This window comes from Aeromicrobium sp. EU05-FHT14F07 (assembly GCF_058790455.1).
The window spans coordinates 101,555-120,313 of the sequence record NZ_JBYTCR010000001.1; the positions used below are offsets into that span (position 1 = coordinate 101,555).

The 18,759-nt window shown below is 72.9% G+C and carries 20 protein-coding genes; 12 read left to right on the forward strand and 8 right to left on the reverse strand.

Going from position 1 to position 18,759, the window contains the following annotated elements; translation table 11 throughout:
* Positions 1-3: 3 nt before the first annotated feature.
* From AC3WRM_RS00560 to AC3WRM_RS00605, 10 genes are all read left to right on the forward strand, one after another.
* Positions 4-1,197, forward strand: a complete 1,194-nt coding sequence (locus AC3WRM_RS00560; protein WP_492246869.1) for an acyl-CoA dehydrogenase family protein — start codon at positions 4-6, stop codon at positions 1,195-1,197.
* Position 1,198: 1 nt separating this feature from the next.
* On the forward strand, positions 1,199-2,095 hold the full coding sequence (locus AC3WRM_RS00565; RefSeq protein ID WP_492246868.1) for an alpha/beta hydrolase: 897 nt from the start codon (positions 1,199-1,201) through the stop codon (positions 2,093-2,095).
* A 26-nt stretch (positions 2,096-2,121) separates the two neighbouring features.
* Positions 2,122-4,731 carry a DEAD/DEAH box helicase family protein gene (locus AC3WRM_RS00570; RefSeq protein ID WP_492246867.1) on the forward strand — a complete coding sequence of 870 codons (2,610 nt, stop codon included), beginning with the start codon at positions 2,122-2,124 and terminating at the stop codon, positions 4,729-4,731.
* A gap of 61 nt (positions 4,732-4,792) precedes the next feature.
* On the forward strand, positions 4,793-5,287 hold the full coding sequence (locus AC3WRM_RS00575) for a YflT domain-containing protein (RefSeq protein WP_492246866.1): 495 nt from the start codon (positions 4,793-4,795) through the stop codon (positions 5,285-5,287).
* A 68-nt stretch (positions 5,288-5,355) separates the two neighbouring features.
* A complete protein-coding gene (locus tag AC3WRM_RS00580) occupies positions 5,356-6,399 on the forward strand; it encodes a MaoC family dehydratase (protein WP_492246865.1) in 1,044 nt (347 codons plus the stop codon).
* Positions 6,399-6,971, forward strand: a complete 573-nt coding sequence (locus tag AC3WRM_RS00585; protein WP_492246864.1) for a histidine phosphatase family protein — start codon at positions 6,399-6,401, stop codon at positions 6,969-6,971. The genes AC3WRM_RS00580 and AC3WRM_RS00585 overlap by 1 nt, the downstream gene beginning before the upstream one ends.
* 9 nt (positions 6,972-6,980) lie before the next feature.
* Entirely contained in the window at positions 6,981-7,805 is an 825-nt protein-coding gene (locus AC3WRM_RS00590) for a PHP domain-containing protein (RefSeq protein ID WP_492246863.1), read from the forward strand.
* A gap of 492 nt (positions 7,806-8,297) precedes the next feature.
* A complete protein-coding gene (locus tag AC3WRM_RS00595; protein ID WP_492246862.1) occupies positions 8,298-9,110 on the forward strand; it encodes a hypothetical protein in 813 nt (270 codons plus the stop codon).
* The gene (locus AC3WRM_RS00600) at positions 9,107-9,871 is read left to right on the forward strand and encodes a DUF4166 domain-containing protein (RefSeq protein WP_492246861.1); all 765 of its coding nucleotides are present in this window, start codon (positions 9,107-9,109) and stop codon (positions 9,869-9,871) included. The genes AC3WRM_RS00595 and AC3WRM_RS00600 overlap by 4 nt, the downstream gene beginning before the upstream one ends.
* Before the next feature lie 47 nt (positions 9,872-9,918).
* Positions 9,919-10,566 carry a TetR/AcrR family transcriptional regulator gene (locus tag AC3WRM_RS00605; protein ID WP_492246860.1) on the forward strand — a complete coding sequence of 216 codons (648 nt, stop codon included), beginning with the start codon at positions 9,919-9,921 and terminating at the stop codon, positions 10,564-10,566.
* 115 nt (positions 10,567-10,681) lie between these two features.
* Here AC3WRM_RS00605 and AC3WRM_RS00610 read toward each other — a convergent pair whose 3' ends face one another.
* Genes AC3WRM_RS00610 through AC3WRM_RS00625 form a run of 4 tightly spaced genes read right to left on the reverse strand, consistent with a single transcriptional unit; the run spans position 10,682 to position 13,618 of the window.
* On the reverse strand, positions 10,682-11,413 hold the full coding sequence (locus AC3WRM_RS00610; protein ID WP_492246859.1) for an FAD-binding oxidoreductase: 732 nt from the start codon (positions 11,411-11,413) through the stop codon (positions 10,682-10,684).
* Complete coding sequence (locus AC3WRM_RS00615; RefSeq protein ID WP_492246858.1) at positions 11,410-12,030, reverse strand: sulfite oxidase-like oxidoreductase; 621 nt, start codon at positions 12,028-12,030, stop codon at positions 11,410-11,412. The genes AC3WRM_RS00610 and AC3WRM_RS00615 overlap by 4 nt, the downstream gene beginning before the upstream one ends.
* The gene (locus tag AC3WRM_RS00620) at positions 12,027-12,866 is read right to left on the reverse strand and encodes an alpha/beta fold hydrolase (protein ID WP_492246857.1); all 840 of its coding nucleotides are present in this window, start codon (positions 12,864-12,866) and stop codon (positions 12,027-12,029) included. The genes AC3WRM_RS00615 and AC3WRM_RS00620 overlap by 4 nt, the downstream gene beginning before the upstream one ends.
* The gene (locus AC3WRM_RS00625) at positions 12,863-13,618 is read right to left on the reverse strand and encodes an SDR family NAD(P)-dependent oxidoreductase (protein ID WP_492246856.1); all 756 of its coding nucleotides are present in this window, start codon (positions 13,616-13,618) and stop codon (positions 12,863-12,865) included. Before AC3WRM_RS00625 ends, AC3WRM_RS00620 begins: the two co-directional genes overlap by 4 nt.
* A gap of 66 nt (positions 13,619-13,684) precedes the next feature.
* Between AC3WRM_RS00625 and AC3WRM_RS00630 the strand changes: the two genes are divergently transcribed.
* On the forward strand, positions 13,685-14,443 hold the full coding sequence (locus tag AC3WRM_RS00630) for a ParA family protein (protein WP_492247078.1): 759 nt from the start codon (positions 13,685-13,687) through the stop codon (positions 14,441-14,443).
* 58 nt (positions 14,444-14,501) lie between these two features.
* Here AC3WRM_RS00630 and AC3WRM_RS00635 read toward each other — a convergent pair whose 3' ends face one another.
* Positions 14,502-15,998, reverse strand: a complete 1,497-nt coding sequence (locus tag AC3WRM_RS00635; protein ID WP_492247077.1) for a DEAD/DEAH box helicase — start codon at positions 15,996-15,998, stop codon at positions 14,502-14,504.
* Positions 15,999-16,207: 209 nt separating this feature from the next.
* Between AC3WRM_RS00635 and AC3WRM_RS00640 the strand changes: the two genes are divergently transcribed.
* The gene (locus AC3WRM_RS00640) at positions 16,208-16,966 is read left to right on the forward strand and encodes a ferritin-like fold-containing protein (RefSeq protein ID WP_492246855.1); all 759 of its coding nucleotides are present in this window, start codon (positions 16,208-16,210) and stop codon (positions 16,964-16,966) included.
* Between the two features lie 57 nt (positions 16,967-17,023).
* Here the strand turns inward: AC3WRM_RS00640 and AC3WRM_RS00645 are convergent, their stop codons facing one another.
* The 3 genes from AC3WRM_RS00645 to AC3WRM_RS00655 are packed head-to-tail and all read right to left on the reverse strand — an operon-like array spanning position 17,024 to position 18,635.
* Positions 17,024-17,656, reverse strand: coding sequence for a DUF2461 domain-containing protein (locus tag AC3WRM_RS00645; protein ID WP_492246854.1), 633 nt, complete (start codon positions 17,654-17,656; stop codon positions 17,024-17,026).
* 56 nt (positions 17,657-17,712) lie between these two features.
* The gene (locus AC3WRM_RS00650; RefSeq protein WP_492246853.1) at positions 17,713-17,949 is read right to left on the reverse strand and encodes a DUF3107 domain-containing protein; all 237 of its coding nucleotides are present in this window, start codon (positions 17,947-17,949) and stop codon (positions 17,713-17,715) included.
* Positions 17,950-17,993: 44 nt separating this feature from the next.
* On the reverse strand, positions 17,994-18,635 hold the full coding sequence (locus tag AC3WRM_RS00655; RefSeq protein ID WP_492246852.1) for a TetR/AcrR family transcriptional regulator: 642 nt from the start codon (positions 18,633-18,635) through the stop codon (positions 17,994-17,996).
* Positions 18,636-18,759 lie beyond the last annotated feature (124 nt).

Genomic DNA, 18,759 nt, shown 5'->3' on the forward strand with positions numbered 1-18,759 from the left:
CGCATGGGACGCCTCGCCAGCACCGAGAACCTCACCGAGGAGCAGACCGCGATCCTCGAGACGATCCGCGACTTCGTGGACGAGAAGATCATCCCGGTCGCCCAGCAGCTCGAGCACGACGACGAGTACCCGACCGAGATCATCGAGGGGCTCAAGGAGCTCGGCGTCTTCGGCCTGACGATCCCCGAGGAGTTCGGCGGCCTCGGCGAGTCGCTGCTGACCTACGCGCTGGTCGTCGAGGAGATCGCCCGCGGCTGGATGAGCGTCTCCGGCGTCATCAACACGCACTTCATCGTCGCCTACCTGCTGCAGCAGCACGGCACCGACGAGCAGAAGCAGAAGTACCTGCCGAAGATGGCCGTCGGCGAGGTACGTGGTGCGTTCTCGATGTCCGAGCCGGGTCTGGGCTCCGACGTCTCGGCCGTCTCGACCAAGGCGACGAAGAAGGACGACGGCTCCTACTCGATCACCGGCCAGAAGATGTGGCTGACCAACGGCGGCACGTCGACGCTCGTGGCCGTGCTGTGCAAGACCGACGAGGGCGCCGACTCGGTCTACAAGAACATGACGACCTTCCTCGTGGAGAAGGAGCCGGGCTTCGGCGAGACCGCCCAGGGCGTCACGGTCCCCGGCAAGATCGCCAAGATGGGCTACAAGGGCGTCGAGACGACCGAGCTCATCCTCGAGGACCACCAGATCTCGGCCGACCAGATCCTGGGCGGCGAGCCGGGCAAGGGCTTCTTCCAGATGATGGACGGCGTCGAGGTCGGCCGCGTCAACGTCGCGGCCCGCGCCTGCGGCCTCGCGATCCGCGGCTTCGAGCTGGGCATCGCCTACGCGCAGCAGCGCAAGACGTTCGGCAAGCAGATCGCCGACCACCAGGCCGTCCTCTTCCGCCTCGCGGAGATGGCCACGAAGGTCGAGACGATCCACGCGATGATGGTCCGCGCGGCCCGTCTGAAGGACACCGGCAAGCGCATGGACGTCGAGGCCGGCATGGCCAAGATGCTCGCGAGCGAGTACGCCAACGAGGTCGTCGAGGACTCCTTCCGGATCCACGGCGGCTACGGCTACTCCAAGGAGTACGAGATCGAGCGCCTCATGCGCGAGGTCAAGTTCATGCTCATCGGCGAGGGCACGTCCGACATCCAGAAGATGATCATCGGCCGCGCGCTGCTCAAGGACTACAAGCTCTGACATGAGCGTGCGCGAGGACGTCACGTTCACGTCGCAGGGCACCACCGTCGCCGCCTGGCACTACCGGCCGGACGGCGACGGGGGTGGCGACCGCCCTGTCGTCGTGATGGCGCACGGCCTCGGCGGTGTCCGCGAGATGCGCCTCGACGCGTTCGCCGAGCGGTTCGCGGACGCCGGCTACGCCTGCCTGGTGTTCGACTACCGGCACTTCGGGGCGAGCGACGGGCAGCCGCGCCAGCTGCTCTCCGTCAGGCGCCAGCGGCAGGACTGGGCCGCGGCCGTCGCCTTCGCGCGCACGCTGCCCGGCGTCGACCCCTCCCGCACCGTGCTGTGGGGGTCGTCGTTCTCCGGGGGGCACGTCATCGCGGTGGCGGCCGAGGACCCGTCGGTCGCGGCCGTCGTGTCGCAATGCCCCTACACCGACGGGCTGGCCTCGAGCCTGGCGGTCGCACCCCTGACGTCGCTGAGGGTGACGCTGCGGGCGGTCCTCGACCTCGTGGGCAGCCGGCTCGGGCGTGGCCCCCGCGGCATCCCGCTGGCCGGCGAGCCGGGGACGGTCGCGCTCATGACCGCGCCCGACGCCGTGCCGGGCTACCTGTCGCTGGTGGAGGAGGGCTCGACCTTCCGCAACGAGGTCGCTGCCCGCGTGGCCCTCGAGATCGCCCTCGGTCGCCCCGGAGCCCAGGCGAAGCGGCTGCGGTGCCCGGCGCTGTTCGTGGTCTGCGAGCGCGACACGGTGGCCCCGGCGAAGGCGACGCTGAAGCACGTGGCGAAGGCTCCGCGCGGCGAGGTCGTGCGTCGCGACACCGGACACTTCGACATCTACACGGGCGCGGAGTTCGAGACGACGGTGCGCGACGAGCTCGACTTCCTGACGCGGCACGTGCCCGTCGGCTGACCGCCCTCGGCTCCTAGGCTGGACCGGTGCCCAGCCCGTTCGTCCTGCGCAGGTTCCAGGCCGAGGCGCTCGCCGCCGTCGAGCAGGCGCGGGAGAACGGTCGGCGCCGCTCCTGGGTGTCGCTGCCGCCCGGCGCGGGCAAGACCGTGCTCGGCACGGAGCTGGTGGCCGCGCGGCTCGCGGCCGAAGGTCGTCGGGCCGTCGTCCTCGCGCCCAACACGGCCATCCAGGCGCAGTGGATCGCGACCTGGCAGCGCTACGGGCGCGGCCCTGCGAGCCCGGACCGCGACCTCGCGGCCGACGTCACGGTCCTGACCTACCAGGCGGTCGCCACCTTCTCGCCCGACGAGGAGGACGACGACCTCGAGCCGTCGGCGGGTGGGCCCGGACCGCTCGTGGACCGGCTGCACGAGAACGGTCGCGCACTGGTGTCCGCACTGCGGGCGGCCGGACCCCTCACGGTCGTGCTCGACGAGTGCCACCACCTCCTGGAGACCTGGGGCGCGCTGCTGCGCGAGGTGCTCGACCCGCTCGACGACGTCCTGGTCCTCGGCCTCACCGCCACGCCGCCGGGCGTGCTCACCCGTCGACAGGCCGAGCAGGTCGAGGAGCTGTTCGGCTCCCTCGCCTACCAGGCATCGATCCCCGCTGCCGTCCGCGAGGGGGACCTCGCCCCGTTCGCCGAGCTGGCCTGGCTGGTGCGGCCCTCCGCCGAGGAGGAGGCGTGGCTCGCGTCGTCGGCGATGCGGTTCGCGGAGCTGACCACGGAGCTGCTCAGCCCCGGCTACGGCTCGGTGCCGCTGCTGACCTGGTTCGACCGACGCGTCGGCGAGCTGCCCGTGCCGTGGGCGACCTTCGAGCGCGACGAGCCGGCCCTGGCCACGGCCGTGCTGCGGCTCGTGCACGCCGGCCTGCTCGACCTCCCGCGCGACGCCGTGCTGCGCGAGCAGCACCGCACCGACCTGGCGGCGCAGGACTGGGCGCAGCTGGTCGACGACTGGGTGCGCGGCTGCCTCGCCCGCAGCGACGTCGACGCGGACCGGGCCGTGCTCGAGGACCTGCGCCGCGCGATGCCCGGGATCGGGTTCCACGTCACGCGTCGTGGGGTGAGCGGCGCAGGGTCGCTGGTCGACCGCGTGCTCGCGCGCAGCGCAGGCAAGATGCGTGCCGCCGCCTCGGTGCTGCACGCCGAGCGCGACGCGCTCGGGGACCGGCTGCGCGCGGTCGTCGTCTGCGACCACGAGCGCGCCTCGCCCACGTCGTCGCTCGTGCTGCGTGACGCACCCGCCGAGCACGGGTCGGCCCTCGAGGTCATGGACGCCCTCCTCGACGGCGGGTTCGAGCCGGTCCTGCTGACCGGACGCACCGTCGCGGCGGGAGGTGGCACGGCCCGGCGCCTCCTCGAGGTCCTGCACCGGCTCGACGGGGGCCTCGAGCTGCGCACCGAGCCGCTCGAGGGCGCCGAGGACCGGCTCCACCGCCTCGTGGGCCCCTGGACGAGCCGACGCTGGACGCCTCTCGTCACCCGGGCGTTCCAGGACGGCCACTGCGACGTGCTCGTCGGCACCCGGGCGCTGCTGGGGGAGGGCTGGGACGCCCCGCGCGTGTCAACGCTGGTCGACCTGTCCACCGCGTCCACGACGTCGGCCGTCACGCAGACCCGCGGCCGGGCGCTGCGCACCGACCCGACCTGGCCCGAGAAGGTCGCCACCACCTGGAGCGTCGTCTGCGTGGCCCCCGACCACCCCGGCGGCGACTCCGACTGGCGTCGGTTCGTGCGCAAGCACGACGGCTACCTCGGTGTCGACGACGACGGGCAGGTCGTCTCCGGCGTCGCGCACGTGGACGCCCGCTTCTCGCCGTTCGTCCCGCCCGACCCCGACCTCTTCGACGTCGTCGCCCTCGACATGGCGCGACGAGCGGGGGAGCGCGACGTGGTGCGGACCCGTTGGCGCGTCGGCGAGCCGTACCGCGACGAGGTCCGGCGGGCCATCCGTGTGCGCCCCGACGACGCCGCGCGGGCTGTCCACTCCACCCCCACGACGATGCACGCGCCGGAGCCGCCCTGGGCCCGCATGGGCGAGGACGGTGTCGTGTCCACCGCGCGCTCCGCGCGGCTCGAGCCCTGGGACGCCGCCCGGGAGGCTGCCCGGGATCCCGGCCTGGCCGCCCACGCGTGGGTCGTCGCCGACGCCATGGCCGAGGGCGGTCTCGGCGGCCCCGGAGCAGCAGGCGTGCGGGCGGTCGTCGACGCGACCGGCACCTACCGCTTCGAGCTGGACGCCGACGCGGCCACGGCCTCGGTCTTCGTCGACCTGCTCGAGGAGTTGCTCGGTCCGCTGGTCGCGCCCCGCTGGCTGGTCGCTCGCCACCAGGCGCCACCGCCGTCCGCGGGCACCGGCTGGCGCGTGCTGCTCGGTCGCGCCCGGCCCGTCGCGCGCACCTGGTACGGGGTGCCGACAGGGCTCGCGCGCAACGTCGCCCGGCGGCGCGCGTTCGAGGGTGCCTGGGCACGGTGGTTCGGCCCGGCGGCGGTCGTCGCGTCCACGTCGGCCGCGGGGGAGGCCGCCCTGACGGCGGCGTACGTCACGACCCCGCTCGACGTCGTGACGCTCCTGCGCTCCAGCTGGTCCTGAGCCCGTGTCCGCGGGCCGGAGGTCCGTGGGCGGCCAGGAGGTCGCGCCCTAGACTGACGGCATGCCTCCCGTCAACCAGGGCCTCTTCACGCTCGAGTTCCCGCAGTCGCTCGGCGTCTACGACGACTACGCCACGGCGCAGAAGGTCGTCGACCACCTCTCCGACCAGGAGTTCCCCGTCGAGAACCTCCTCGTGGTCGGGACCGACCTCAAGCAGGTCGAGCGGGTCACCGGTCGGCTCACCACGAGCCGCGTGGCCGCGGCCGGCGCCGCGTCCGGCGGCTGGCTGGGCGTCCTCGTCGGCCTGCTCCTCGGCATCTTCAGCAGCGAGAGCACGTGGCTGCAGACCGTCGTCGGCGGTCTCGGCATCGGCATCGTCTTCGGTGTCGTGTGGGCGCTGCTCGGCTACGCGGCCACGCGCGGACGCCGCGACTTCAGCTCCGTCAGCAGCGTCGTCGCGACCAAGTACGAGGTGATGGTCGAGCACAAGCACCGGGCCAGGGCCCAGGAGCTCATCGCCGACCTGCCCGAGGCGCGCCAGAACCCCTTCGCCTGATCGTCCCGCGGCCCCGCGCCGTGCCCCTCCGCCCCGCCGACGGCGGTGGGGCGCGACCCAGGAGAGCCATGACCAAGACCAACCCCGGCCACTTCTTCGAGGACTTCCACGTCGGCCAGGTGATCGAGCACGCGACTCCCCGCACGATCACCGACGGCGACCGCGCCGTCTACGGGTCGATCTACCCGACCCGGTTCGCGATCCCGTCCTCGGCCGAGTTCGCGGCCTCCGTGGGCCTGCAGGACCACCCCGTCGAGGACCTGGTGGCGTTCCACGTCGCGTTCGGCAAGACGGTCCCCGACGTCTCGCTCAACGCCGTCGCGAACCTCGGCTACGCCGAGTGCCGCTTCCACCGGCCGGTGCTCACCGGCGACACGCTGCGCACGAGCTCGGAGGTCATCGGCCTCAAGCAGAACTCCAACGGTCGCACGGGCGTGGTCTACGTCCGCTCGACCGCCACGAACCAGCGCGGCGAGGTCGCCCTGGACTGGGTGCGCTGGGTCATGGTGCACAAGCGCGACGCCGGTGCCCCCGCACCGGAGACCGTGGTGCCCGCGGTGGCCGACGTCGTCGCGCCCGAGGACCTCGTGCTGCCCGCGGGACTGGACTTCTCCGGCTACGACACGACCGCCGCCGGTGAGCCGCACCGCTACGACGACTACGCGGTCGGCGAGCGGATCGACCACGTCGACGGCGTCACGCTCAGCGAGGCGGAGCACATGATGGCCACCCGGCTGTGGCAGAACACGGCCAAGGTGCACTTCAACACCGAGGCGCGCCCCGACGGTCGGCGGCTCGTGTACGGCGGTCACGTCATCTCGATGGCCAGGGCCCTCTCCTTCAACGGCCTCGCCAATGCGCAGCTCGTCGCCGCGATCAACGCCGGCTCGCACGTCGCGCCCGCGTTCGCCGGCGACACCGTCTACGCGTGGTCCGAGGTGCTCGACAAGGCCGCCCCGGCAGCGTGGGACGGCACCGGGGTCGGGGCCCTGCGGCTGCGTCTCGTCGCCACCCAGGGACGCGACGAGACGATGACGCTGCGCGGCGACGACGGGAAGTACGCCGAGGGCGTGCTCCTCGACCTCGACCTGTGGGCCCTGGTGCCGCGCTGATGGGGGCCACTCTCGTCCTGGTGCGGCACGGGCAGACCGAGTGGAGCCTCGCCGGCAGGCACACGGGCCGCACCGACATCGAGCTGACGGCGGCCGGGGAGGCGACGGCGAGGGCCCTCGCACCTGCGCTGGCGGACGTCGACTTCGACCTCGTGCTCACCAGCCCGCGGCTCCGCGCGCGCCGGACGGCCGCACTGGCCGGCTTCACGGAGGCGACGGTCGAGGACGACCTCGCCGAGTGGGACTACGGCGACTACGAGGGGCTCACGACGCCGCAGATCCGCGAGTCGGTGCCAGGGTGGACGATCTGGGACCACCCGGTGCCTGGCGGGGAGAGCGCCGAGGAGGTGGGTGCCCGGCTCGACCGCGTGGTCGACCGGGTGCGTGCCACGGACGGTCGGGTGCTCGTCTTCGCCCACGGGCACAGCCTGCGGGTGCTGGCGGCCCGCTGGCTGGGTCTGCCGGTGCAGGACGGACGCATCTTCGACCTCGACACGGCCACCTACTCCGTGCTGGGCGACGACCGGGGGCAGCCGGTGGTGCAGCGCTGGAACGTCGGCCCCACCCTCTAGCCTGACCTCGTGAGGATCGATCTCCACACCCACTCCAACCGCTCCGACGGCACCGACACGCCCGCCGAGCTGGTGGCCAACGCGGTGCTCGCCGGGCTCGACGTCGTCGCGCTGACCGACCACGACGCGACGACCGGGTGGGCCGAGGCGCGCGCGGCGGCCGAGCGGGAGGGCATCGTGGTGGTGCCGGGCATCGAGATCTCCACGACGTTCCGGGGCGAGAGCGTGCACCTGCTCGGCTACGCCTTCGACCCGGCGCACCCGCCGCTCGTCGAGGAGCTCGAGCGGGTCCTCGGGGGTCGCGACCAGCGCCTGCCGCGCATCCTCGCCCGGCTGGCCGAGCACGGCATCGACATCACCGAGGAGGACGTCGCGCTGCAGTCGGGTGCCGCGGCGGCGTCCGGGCGCCCGCACATCGCCGACGCGATGGTCGCGAAGGGCTACATCGGGCACCGTGACGAGGCCTTCCAGGGCTGGCTGAACAGCGGCGGGCGGGCGTACGTCGAGCGCTACGCCGCCCCGCTGCTCGACGCCGTCCGGCTGCTGAAGGACGCCGGCGGCAAGGCCGTCGTCGCGCACCCGTGGTCGAGGGGCAGCGACCGCGTGCTCACGGCCGACGCGTTCGAGGAGCTGGCGGCCCTCGGCCTCGACGGCATCGAGGCCGACCACGTCGACCACGACGCCGCCGCCCGCCGCGGCCTGCGCGACGTCGCCCGCGCCCTCGACCTCGTCGTCACCGGCTCCAGCGACTACCACGGCACGGGCAAGTCGTCCGCCTTCCACCTCGGCGCCAACCTCACCGACCCGGGGGAGTACGAGCGCCTCCTCGGCTGACCCCTCAGCGGTGGATCCGCCACCTTCTGGGCGCTCTTGAGGTGGCAGACCCACCGCTGCGGGGCCAGAGGCGACAAGAGTTCTCCCTTCTCGCGGACCGTGCCACGAGAAGGAAGCATCGTTCGTGACCCGTCCCAGGGGCACGCAAGATTCTGCCTTCGCGCGCCGAAGGTCGAACGCTTCTGCGTTCACGACGGGATCCCGTAGGAAACGCAGCATCCTCGGCCCTCCACCGCACGAACGCAGATCCTTGCGTAGCCCGAGCCCAACCGACAGCCCGGAACACCGCACCAGCGACCGCCCAGCCGCTCGGTCGAGGCCCTCTCGGAGCGCAGGTCGGCGAGAAGCCGCGCCGACGCAGCCGCAGGTCGGCGAGCTGCCGGCACGACGTGGCCGACCAGATCACGCTTCCTGGAGACGAAGCCCCTTGAGCAAACGCTCAAAACATGTCATGCTCTCTTTGAGCGACCGCTCAAGATGCGAGGAGGACCCATGAAGCAGCCCACTGCGCGAGCCACCGCCAGGCCGCCGTTCGGACTGGACGCGCTGGGACGATCCCGAGTAAGCCGGACCGCGCGGGGCGGGCACGCCAGGTCGGCCGGGGACGGCAAGAACCGCGCACCCCGCCACGGCATCCACGTGGCCGTCGTCACCAGCGCCGATGTCGACCGCCTCTGGGAGCTGACTCAGGACCCCGCCGTGCATGCCCGGTGGGACGTCCGCTTCGGCCGCATCGAGCCGACGACGCCGGGTGCCTTCACCTACCGACGTTTCGGGGTGAGCGGCACCGGCACGCACGCGGGCGAGCGGCGCTCCGCCGACGGGGGCGCCACCTCGGCGCTCACCTTCGCCTGCCCGAACCCGTTGTCGCCGATCGAGGTCGGTTCGGGGTACTGGCGCTACCGGCCCCTCAGCGAGGGCACCTCGTTCGAGACCGGCTACGACTACCGCTGCCGGTACCCCGTGCTCGACCGCCTCTTCCGCCCTGCGATGGCGTGGGGCACGGCGTGGTCCTTCGACCGGCTCCGACTCTGGGCCGACCGGGGCGTCGCGCCCGAGCTGTCGCTCGCGCTCGCGCTGCTGGAGGTCGCCGCCCGGACCGCGACCGTCCTCGCCGTCGTGCTGCTGCTCGCAGCCGCCGGGCCCGCGGCCGCGACGGCCGGCGCCCTCGCCGTCGTCGGGCTCCTCCTGCACGTCCCCGCCCTGCCCTGGCGTCCGTCCGCGGGCCGGACCACCTGGTCGTGGCAGCCCGCCGCGACCACCGACCACCGCTCCGCGAGCCGACCCGAGGAGAGCCTCCGATGACCGTCACGCCGATCCGCCCGCTGGGCCCGACCCCTCGCCCTGACGTGGCACCGGTGGCCGCCCGCGACCCGCACCGCTCGATCTTCGCCCGCGCGCTGGGCAGCGACGTCGAGCGCCTGCACCCTCGGTTGCAGCAGCGCTTCGGCGTCAACGCGCACGACGGGGTCGGTGTGGTCGGGCGCGGTGTGATGGACGAGGTCTGGCGGGGGCGGCCGGTGGTCGTCCCGTTCCTGCACCTGGGCACCCGACGCAACCTGTTGTTCCCCGAGACCGGCCGAGACGTGCCGTTCACCATCGAGAACTACCCGTACGTGGACGACCACGGCCGCGAGACGGTGACCTTCGTGCGCACGTTCGAGGTGGGACGCGGCCGTCGGCGGCGCTTCGACGCCACGATGGTGCTCGACACGTCCCGCGACCGGGGACGTCCGGTGGTCGTCGACTACCTCGGCACGCACCAGCACGTCGCTGCCGACCTCGAGCTCTCGGCCGAGCCCGACGGCAGCCTGCGGATCGAGAGCCGGGTGATGCGCCTGCACGAGGGCCCGGTCAGCCTCACGATGTCGCCGCTGGTGTGCGGCCGCGCGGTAGTCCGAGAGCGCTGGGACGAGCAGGAGGCGTGCTTCCGCATCCGCGTCGAGGTGCTGCACGACGTCGTCGGCCCCGTGTTCGGTTACCACGGGCGGTTCACCACCACGGAGGTCGACGCGTCCAGGCTTCCCGCCGCGGTCCGGCCCTACCGTGAGCAGCCACGGATGTGACGGCGTCGCTCCGCACCGCCGTCCGGCGCCGAGGCTAGGCTCACGACGTGAGCGACGACCCCCGCACGCTGGCCACCCGGCGCCGACTCGTCGACGCCACGATGCAGACCATCCGCGAGCAGGGGATGGCAAAGCTCTCGGCCCGCACCATCGCCGCCACCGGCAGCGTCAACCAGGCGCTGGTCTTCTACCACTTCGGCACCGTCGACGGGCTCGTCGCCGAGGCCTGCCGCGTGCTCACCGGCGAACGGGTCGACCGGCACCGACCGGCGCTCGACGCGGTCACCAGCTGGGCCGGGCTCATCGACGTCGCCGAGCAGGTGCGCGCCGACGAGCGGGAGGAGGGCAACGTCGCCGTCCTCGGCCAGATCCTCGCCGCCTCCCACGGCAACCCCGACCTCGCGTCCGCCGCCGGCCAGGCGATCGGACTCTGGACCGGCGCGGTCCGGCCCACCCTCGAGCGGCTCCTCGCGACGTCGCCGGTGGGGGAGCTGTTCAACGCCGACGTGCTCACCGACCTCGCCGCGTCGGCGTTCGTCGGCATCGAGCTCATGGAGCCCACGCGCACCGGCGGGAGCCGGCCGGCCGACGACCCGCTCGCCCGCCTGCGGCCCGTCGCCGAGCTGCTCGACGGCCTGGGCCCCATCGCCCGCCGCGCCGTCCGCAGCGTGCTGCGCGGCACCCAGCGCACCTGACCCCCGCCCACCCCCGCCCACCCCAGCCCACCCCCAACTTTTGGACACTTCCGGGGCACTCTGACGACCTCGAGTGCCCCGGAACTGTCCAGAAGTTGGGGGAGGGGTGGGGGGATCAGCCGGTCTCGCCGAACTGCTCCACCCGGATCGCGTCGGACGGGAACGCCTGCTCGCGCAGCAGTCGCGTGGCGTAGCCGACGAAGCCGACCGACCCGCACACGAACGCGGCGTCCACGTCGTCCAGCAGCGGCGCGACCTCGTCGGGGTAGGGCGGCGCGGCCACCCGAGCGCCCAGGTTCTCGCGCGTCAGCGCCACGAAGGCCCCCGACGCGAGCAGCTCGTCGGCGTACGGCAGCCGGTCCAGCGACTTCGCCACCGCCACCACCCGCAGCGCGTCCGGGTTACCGGTGCCGATCGCGTGCCGCAGCATCGAGACCATCGGCACCACGCCCGAGCCACCGGCGAACACCAGCGCCCGCTCCCGGCCGTCCCACGTGAACCAGCGCCCGATCGGGCCACGCACCTCGAAGGTGTCGCCCACACGCACCTCGTCGTGCAGGAACCCCGACACCTCGCCGTCGTCCATCCGCTCGACCATCAGCTCCACGAGCGGGTCGCCCGGCGCCGACGCGGTCGAGTACGACCGCTGCGCCGTGTAGCCGTCCTCCGCGCGCAGCCGCACGACGTAGTGCTGACCGGCCCGGTGCGGGGCCGGCTCGGGCAGCTCCAGGCGCAGCCGCACGAACCCCTCCGTCGGGTGGTCCTTCGCGCGCACCGTCGCCAGCTGCCAGCCCGTGCCGCCGGGGTTCTCGACGACGGGGTCGGACCCGGCGGGCTGACTGCTCACGGGTCCCCCTGGTAGCGCTGCTCGAGCCACGGGTCGCCGCGGTCGTGGTAGCCGCCGCGCTCCCAGAACCCGGGCTCGTCGTGGTCGAGCAGCTCCAGGCGGGTCAGCCACTTCGCCGACTTCCAGAAGTACAGGTGCGGCACCAGCAGACGCACCGGCCCGCCGTGGTCGGCCGTCAACGGCCTGCCGTCGGCCTCCCAGACCACCCAGGCCCGGTCGCTGCGCACGTCGTCCAGCGGGAGGTTGGTCGTGTACCCCGACGCGGTGTGCGCCACCACGTGCGTGGCGTCCGACGCGACGCCGCAGACGTCGAGCAGCGTCTCCACGCTGACGCCCGTGAACGGCGTGTCGAACCGCGACCACGTCGTGACGCAGTGGATGTCGACGGTGGTCGTCGCGTGCGGGAGGGCGTGCAGCGCCGACCAGTCCCACGTGTGCGGCTCGAGCACGGCGCCGTCGACCGTCAACGTCCACCGGTCGAGATCGACCTGGGGCGTCGGCTCGGCCGAGAGGACCGGCCACTGGCGGCCCGCGTCGTACTGACCTGGCGGCAGACGGTCCGACTGCGCAGGCCGACGTCGGCCGACGAAGCCGCGGGTGACGGGTGCGTCGCTCATGACAGGTCCTCCAGGAACGGGAGCCAGGCAGCGGCCAGCCCCACCGGGTTCTCGACGGCGGGGGAGTGGTCGGCGCCGGGCACCACCTGCACGGTGGTCCCCAGCCGCGCAGCCAGGTCGTCCTGCACGGCGTGCGGCCACGCGTCGTCACCGGCACCCCGGCCCACCCAGGCCGGGAGCCCGGTCGCCGCGACGTCGTCCACCCGGTCGGGGGCGTCCAGCAGGTGCTGTGTGAGGGCACGCAGCCCCACCCGCGAGTTCCCCTCGAACCGACGGAGCAGGAACGCCTCGATCTCGGGCGGGTGGGTGCCGAGGGTCGACGCCTTCAGTGCCCGGTAGACGTCGCCGATCGGCTCAGGCCCGTCGAGCCGGGCGACGAGCTCGTCGAGGGGCCGCTCGGGGCTCGCCCCGAGCGCGGCGGGGCCGGTGCACAGCAGGCTGATGCTCGCCCACGCGGCGGTGTGCTCGATCGCCGCCGTCTGTGCCACCAGCCCACCGAAGGAGTGGCCCAGCAGGTGCACCGGCGTCGTGGCGACGGCCTCGGCGAGCGCGGCGGCGTCGGTGGCCAGGCCGCTCAGCGAGAAGTCGTCGGCGTCGTCGGCCCGCGTCTCGTGCTGGCCGCGCTGGTCGTAGGCCGCCACCGCGAACCCCGCACCCGCGAGGAGCGGCAGCAGCGGTGTGAAGTCCTCCTTGCTGCCCGTCCAGCCGGGCACCAGGAGCACGTGGGCCCGCGGGTGCTCGACGTCAGCACGGTGCACGGCGAAGCGCCCGCGCGAGGTGTCCAGGGTCGAGGCCACCACGCCGGGCGGGAGGTCGAGGGAGCGCGGCGTGCTCATCGTCCGCGCTTGGCGGCCCGCGCCACGAGCGAGGTCGGCGCGTGCCTGGCCAGGGTCGCGAGCACCTTGTAGCGCAGGCTGGGGATCGACACGGTGCGGCCGCGCTCGAGGTCGGCGAGGGCGGCGGCCACGAGCTTGTCGCTATTCAGCCACATCCACCGCGGCACCCCGGAGATGTCCATGTCGGCGCGCTGGTGGAACTCCGTGCGCACGAAGCCGGGGCACAGCACCATGACGCGCACGCCCGACGACGCGTAGTGCCAGTCGGCCCACTGGGACAGGTTCACCAGCCACGCCTTGTGCGCGGAGTACGTGCCGCGCGGCGTGAAGGCGGCGACGCTCGCGACGTTGACCACCTGGCCGCGCCCCCGTCCCACCATCGACTTGATGGCGGTGTCCATGAGGTGCATCGGCGCCCGCACGAGCAGGTCGAGCTGACGGTCCTCGTCGGCGACGTCGGTGGTGCCGAACCAGCCCGCGAGCGACGCGCCCGCGTTGTTCACCAGCAGGTCGACGGGTGCGGTGGTGCTGGCGAGGGCGGCCTCGGCCGCAGCCAGTCCGTCCGCCGTGGTCAGGTCGGCCACGACGACGTCGGCCTGCACGCCGTGCGCGCCGCGCAGCTCGGCGGCCAGCTGCTCCAGACGCTGTGCGTCACGTGCCAGCAGCACGACGTCGTCGCCGCGAGCGGCGAGGGCGCGGGCGAAGGACAGTCCGATGCCGGCCGTGGCGCCGGTGACGAGAGCGCGGGTCATACCGTCAGCATGCCATGCCGCCACGGTGGCGGACGTCGCAGCCAGGAGGCCGTCTCCGGTGGCATGATGTGCGGCGTGACGACGACGATCTCCGTGGTGAACCAGAAGGGTGGCGTCGGCAAGACGACCACCGTCGCCTCCCTGGGCGCGGCGTTCGCCGAGCTCGGCAAGCGTGTGCTGCTCGTCGACCTCGACCCGCAGGGCGGTCTGACGTTCTCGCTGGGCATCGACCCGGAGGACGTCGACGTGACCGTGGGGGAGGTGCTGCTCGGCAAGGCCAAGCCCGCCGACGCGATCGTCGTCACCGAGGACGGCATGCACCTGCTGCCGTCCAACGTCACGGTCACGCAGGCCGAGGAGGCGCTCGTCAGCCGCACGGGGCGTGAGCAGCGGCTGCGCGTCGCGCTCGACAAGGTCGCCGACGACTACGACCTCGTCGTCATCGACTGCCCGCCCACGCTCGGCGTGCTCACCGTCGGCGCGCTCTCGGCGTCGCAGAAGGTCGTCATCCCGCTGCAGGCGGAGACCCTCTCGCACCGCGGGGTGCTCCAGCTGCTCGACACGGTCCACGACGTCAAGCAGTTCATCAACTCCGAGCTCGAGGTCGCGGGCGTGCTGCCGACGATGTTCGACGGGCGGACCAACCACGCCCGCGCCGTGCTCGCCTCCATCGAGGAGCAGTTCGAGCTGCCCGTCCTGAGCCCGCCCATCCCGAAGTCGATCCGGTTCGCCGAGGCGCCCGCGATCGGCCGCTCGATCCTCAGCGTCCACAAGAACCACAAGGGAGCCGACGCCTACCGCGAGGTGGCCAAGAGCCTGCTCTGAGGCCGCACGGCGAAGGGCCCCACGCACGGCGTGGGGCCCTTCGTCGTGTCGCGGTGGGTCAGTCGGCGGAGACCGGCGCGGACGCCGGAGCGCCGCCCTGGCCGTTCTGCCCCTCGACCTTCTGGCCGCTGCGGGTGCGACGGCGCCGACGGTTGCGGTTGCGGCTCGAGCCGGTGCCCTCGCCGTTCTGGCCGTCCTTCGGCTGCTCGTCCCTCGGCTGGTCGGTGCGGGGAGCCGAGGAGCGCTCGCCCTGCGGACGTCCGCCGCCCTGGCCGCGTCCGCCCTGACCCTCACGGCCGCGTCCGCCGCCCTGACCGCGACCACCCTGGCCACCGCGGTCGCCGTCCTTGCGGGGCTCCTTCGGCGACGGGGGCTTGAGCCGGCCCTTCACGGACCGGTCGATGCCGAGGTCGTGGAAGAGGTGGTCCGACGTCGAGTACGTCTCCTGAGGGTCCGCGAACGGCAGGTCCAGCTCGGCGTTGATCAGCTTCCAGCGCGACAGGTCGGCCCAGTCGACGAAGGTGACCGCGATGCCCGAGGCGCCCGCGCGACCCGTGCGACCGATGCGGTGCACGTACGTCTTGTGGTCCTCGGGGCAGTTGTAGTTGATGACGTGGCTGATGTTGGCGACGTCGATGCCGCGGGCGGCGACGTCGGTGGCGACGAGCACGTCGACCTTGCCGTCGCGGAAGCCCTGCAGCGCCTTCTCACGTGCACCCTGCGCCATGTCGCCGTGCAGCGGCGACGCGGGGAAGCCGCGGTCGATGAGGTCGTCGGCCACGCGCTGCGCCGTGCGCTTCGTGCGCGTGAAGATGATGACGCGCTGCACGTCCTCGGCCTGCAGGATGCGGGCGATGACCTCGGGCTTGTCGAGCTCGTGGGCCTGCCATACGAACTGCGCCGTGGCGGGGACCGTGTGGTTCTCCTCCGGCGACTCCGCACGGATGTTCATGGGGTGGCGCATGTGCTTGCGCGCCAGCGAGACGATCGCGCCCGGCATGGTGGCCGAGAACAGCATCGTCTGGCGGGTCTCCGGGGTCTTCGCGAGGATCGCCTCGACGTCGGGCAGGAAGCCGAGGTCGAGCATCTCGTCGGCCTCGTCGAGCACGAGCGACTTCACGTGCGAGAGGTCGAGCGCGCGACGGTTCGCGAGGTCGAGGATGCGTCCCGGCGTGCCGACGACGATGTCGACGCCCCGCTCGAGCGCCTCGAGCTGACCCTCGTAGGGCACGCCGCCGTAGATCGTGAGGTTGCGGGTGCCGCGGTTCGCCGACGCCGTCTTGATGTCGTTGGCCACCTGGAGCGCGAGCTCGCGGGTGGGGGCGACGACCAGCGCCTGCGGCTTGCCCGGCGCGGCCAGCTGGTCATAGTCGGGATCGTGCGGCGCGACGGTGCGCTGGATGACGGGGATGGAGAACGCCAGCGTCTTGCCGGTGCCGGTGCGCGCCTGGCCGATGAGGTCGGTGCCCATCAGCGCGACGGAGAGGGTCATCTCCTGGATGGGGAACGGGCTGCTGATGCCGACGGCGTCGAGCGCGTCGGCGATCTCGGGCATGACGCCCAGGTCGGTGAACGTGGTCACAGGATCTCTAATTCGTGAGGGAACAAAGGATGCTCGGGTCGAGTCGTGAGGCGGCGTCGACGGCGGTGCGTCCGAGAGCTCACGACGGAGATACGGCCCCAAGGGCTCCACCAGGGTACCGGTTGCGGCGTGCGTCCCGGGAATCAGGAGGCGTGTGGCCGGGGAGCGCTACGCTGCGGCGCATGGCCCACCACGCAGAGTCGAGCGACCCGTCGGCCCCCGAGGACGCGGCGACGCCCGACGATCCCACTCCGTCGGCGCCGCTCGCCAGCGCCCTCGACGACCCCGAGTACCGGCGCGGTGTCGTCGAGCTCCTCGGCGTGCTCGCCTTCGGCGAGATCAGCGCCTGCGAGCGGCTCGTCGCCGACTCCCAGATGGCTCCTGACCTGCGCAGCAAGGTGGAGGTCGCGACCATGGCCGCCGCCGAGTTCGACCACTTCGAGGTGCTGCGCGACCGCCTCGTCGAGATGGGCGAGGACCCGTTCGACGCGATGGAGCCGTTCGCCGCGACCTTCGGCGACTTCCACCGCAAGACGAAGCCCGCCGACTTCCTCGAGGGCCTCGTGAAGGCGTTCGTCGGTGACGGCCTGGCGGCCGACTTCTACCGCGAGATCGCCGCCTACCTCGACCCCGTGACGCGGACGACGGTCATCGACACCCTCAGCGGCACCGGGCACTCGGAGTTCGTCGTCGAGCAGGTGCGCGCCGCGATCCAGGCCGACCCGCGGGTCGGCGGACGGCTCGCGCTCTGGGGACGTCGGCTCATGGGCGAGGCCCTGCGCCAGGCCCAGACCCTGGTGGCCGAGCGCGACGCCCTGAGCGCCGTGCTCGTCGGGGGAGTGGAGACCCCTGGCCTCGACCTCACCGCCATCTCACGCATGTTCACCCGCATCACCGAGGCGCACACCGAGCGCATGGCGCGGCTCGGTCTCGCCGCCTGAGCCGCGACGGAACGAGACCGACGGGCAGCTGTTCGGGCCCAGCGTGCGTCCGCGCCGCTACCCCCGGACGTGCGTGAGGATCCAGTCGAGGAACGGCTTGCCGGCGCGCCAGTCGGCGCGCACGTGGTCGAGCAGCTCCGCGGTGTGCAGGTACGGCGCGAAGCCGTGGTCGTGGCCGAGCGTGAGGGAGCGGTGCCGCAGGAGGTCGATGCGCGGGTGGTCGGCCGGCCAGCCGCGCGGGGCCGTCTTCACGGCGTCGCCCCCGACCGTCCAGCCCTGACGCTCGAGCCGGCCGAGGATCCGCTGCAGCCCGACCCCGAAGCTCTCGTGGTCGACGGCCTCGCGGAACGACGCCAGCCGCGCCGGCGGCGCCTGGTAGAACCCGACGCCGGTGCGCACGCCGGGGGCGCCAACCTGGACGTAGTAGCCGGTGGAGGGGGCGACGGCCACGAACGCGCCCTGGTGGGTCTTGTACGGCGTCTTGTCCTTCGCGAACCGGACGTCGCGGTAGGGCCGGAAGATCTTGGCGGGGCCGAACTCGTCCTCCAGGGCCGCCGTGAGCGCCACCATCGGGGCCTTCACCGCCTCGTCGTAGACGTGCCGGTGCTCCTCCCAGAACGTCTTCGTGTTGTCGACCTCGAGGTCGTCGTAGAAGTCGAGCGCGGCGACGGGGAAGCCTGCGAAGATCACGGGAGCGAGCCTAGGCCGGGGCTGCGGGTGCCGCTGCGTGGCGGCACCCGCAGACCTCAGTTCTCCTGCGTGACCGCGCCGAAGCCCACCTTGCGGCCGGTGTCGGCGACGAAGTACAGGTAGGCGACCTTGTCGGCCGGCACGGCGACCGTGCGGTCCTTGTCGTCGGTGAGGCTGAAGACGGCCTCGTCCTTCAGGGCGGAGTCGAGCTTCGCGAGCACCGTGTCGGGCGCCTCGCTGGTCTCGACGGACAGCTCGCGGGCGGCGTTCTGGACGCCGATCTTGACCTCCATGGTCGGTCCTCTCTGACGTGCGGGTGGGGCGGGTGGAGAAGGGGCTACTCGGCGCCGTCGGCGTCGGTCACGTCGCGCGGGAACCCGCCGATGCCCCGCCAGGCGAGCCGCCCGACCAGGCGCACGGCGTCCTGCTGGGACAGCGACGACGCCTCGGCGAGCCAGTTGCGGGCGCCCACGTGACCCATGCCGACCAGGCTGACGGCCAGCAGGTAGGCGGCGTCCTGGGGCAGGCCGGTGTCCTCGCGGATGACCTCGGCGATGGCCAGCGCCGACTCGCGCACGACCCGGTCGACCTGCTCGCGCACGTCGGGGTCGTTGGTCAGGTCGGACTCGAAGACCAGGCGGAACGCCGCACCCTGGTTGGCGACGTACTGGTACCAGAGCTGCATCGTCGCCTCGACGCGGTGACGGTTGTCCTGCGTCGACGCGAGGGCGCGCTTGATGTCGTCGACGACCTCGTCGCACGAGGACTCCAGCAGGGCCAGGTAGAGGTCGAGCTTGCCGGGGAAGTGCTGGTACACGACCGGCTTGGAGACACCGGCGCGCTCGGCGATCTCGTCCATCGAGGCGGCGTGGTAGCCCTGCTCGACGAAGACCTCGAGTGCGACCTCCAGCAGCTGGGCGCGGCGGGCGCGGCGCGGCAGTCGGCCGGCGCGCGTGCGCAGGATCGGGGTCTCGCTCACCCGCACAGCCTAGTGCCCGGTCCCCACACGCTCGTCGGCGCGCACCCGTGTCGGCGCCTGGCGTCCACGGGACGGACGTCGGTACCGCATGTCGGACGGTCGGGGAACAATGGACGACACGACC